The organism is Vibrio crassostreae 9ZC13 (assembly GCF_000272045.2).
Classification (GTDB): domain Bacteria; phylum Pseudomonadota; class Gammaproteobacteria; order Enterobacterales; family Vibrionaceae; genus Vibrio; species Vibrio crassostreae_C.
Map to the genome: position 1 here is coordinate 537,251 of NZ_AJYZ02000019.1, position 1,702 is coordinate 538,952.

At 43.2% G+C, this 1,702-nt stretch carries 1 protein-coding gene and 3 tRNA genes; 3 read left to right on the top strand and 1 reads right to left on the bottom strand.

The features are described from left to right. Positions 1–57: 57 nt before the first annotated feature. Positions 58–144 (top strand) — tRNA-Leu (locus A136_RS03730). A 64-nt stretch (positions 145–208) separates the two neighbouring features. Then, positions 209–282, top strand: a tRNA-Cys gene (locus tag A136_RS03735). Positions 283–357: 75 nt separating this feature from the next. On the opposite strand, the gene A136_RS03740 is transcribed toward A136_RS03735, so the two are convergent. Continuing rightward, positions 358–1,146, bottom strand: coding sequence for a lipase family protein (locus A136_RS03740; protein WP_017064543.1), 789 nt, complete (start codon positions 1,144–1,146; stop codon positions 358–360). 349 nt (positions 1,147–1,495) lie between these two features. Here A136_RS03740 and A136_RS03745 point away from each other — a divergent pair. After that, positions 1,496–1,582 (top strand) — tRNA-Leu (locus A136_RS03745). Positions 1,583–1,702: the final 120 nt, after the last annotated feature.

The following is a 1,702-nucleotide window of genomic DNA, read 5'->3' on the forward strand; positions in this document are numbered from 1 at the left end:
TGACATTAAGATGGTGTTTTACTTTTCAGTAATCGGCATCGCAATAAAAAATTGCGTGCCCTGGTGGTGGAATTGGTAGACACAAGGGATTTAAAATCCCTCGACGTTCGCGTTGTGCCGGTTCAAGTCCGGCCCGGGGCACCATCTATTTGATTATTACCTCGCTTGGTATTGATCAAAAGAGTTGTTCTCTTAAAACACTATTGAAGGCGCCTTGGCAGAGTGGCTATGCAGCGGATTGCAAATCCGTGGACCTCGGTTCGACTCCGGGAGGCGCCTCCATCATTCAGAAAAAACCAGTCCTAGTGACTGGTTTTTTCGTTTCTGGCCCCGCTAAAAGCTTCCTACGTACCCATTTCAATGCTTATCAAAGAAATCTTTGTTACGGATATACTTGCTCATCAAGTGGTAAGAGAAAGGTCTTATCAGCCAACTAAAGATAGAGCGACCAAGGCGGATTAATGTAGGAGTGTTCTCATAGATTCGTCCGTTATAAAGCCAAAGCACTTTACCTACATGCCAATAGAGCAAAGGAACCGGTGGCATGAAGGTCACGATGTCGATGTCACAGCAAATTCGGTAGGTCTTCTTACTCATGCGATAGTGCTTTCGAAAGCTCCAATCACCAATGGCGGGTTGGCCAAAAGTCACTATTCGTTTAATACAGCCTGGGTACTTTTGATCAAAGTAATCAGCGAAGACACAACCGATAGCGCCTCCGGAAGAGTGGCCAGTAATAGACACTCTTTTTCCTTGTTCGATGAGAGGTGTGAGCGTGGCTTCCAAGCGCTCAATAACGGTTAAGCCAAGCTTATCTTCATTACGACTTGGCTGGCTCTCTTGAAACATTAGATGGTAGAAACCCGCATGCACACGATAATTGAGCCCAATTCTCTTACAGCTTCTTGTCCATAGAGCAAAGGTTAGTAGCCAATCTGAGATACTGTGCGATCCTTTGATTACCACAACCACTTCATCTTTGTCGCTACTCCACAACACTCTAATCATGGTTTTACCAAACTGGTTCTTGATGATGCGTTGTCCATTAGGGTCAAAACCATAGCGAGTCTGCTTAAAAACTCTAGGGTAGGCGAGGTTACAAAGAACGGCATAGCGCTCATATTGATATCGTTTTAGTGGTTTCACATGTTTACTTCTTAATAAGAGTTACTTCAAACTCTAATCGTTGAATGTGAAAAGCACATTAAAACGCCATTTGCTTGGTTTAAAACAATAAAATCACCGCATTCAATTGGTATTTGAATCAATGGTTGTCAGTGATTTGTCCGTTTAAATTAGAAATCCAAGTATAAGAACCGTACAAGCTGCACTAAATTTATTCTTTTGAGTTCGATAATTAATCACTTGAATTAAAAGATAAAATTTATTGTTGACGAATTTTTTCCTTCCGTTAAAGTACACCTCGTTCTCACGGCTTAGGTCGCTGAGAGATGGTGTTTTTACTTTTCAGTAATCGGCCTCGCAAGATTGCGTTGCCCTGGTGGTGGAATTGGTAGACACAAGGGATTTAAAATCCCTCGGCGTTCGCGCTGTGCCGGTTCAAGTCCGGCCCGGGGCACCATCTATCTAGCTTCTACATTTTGAGTAGAGTGATGAACAAAGAGTTGTTCTCTTAAATCACTATTAAAGGCGCCTTGGCAGAGTGGCTATGCAGCGGATTGCAAATCCGTGGACCTCGGTT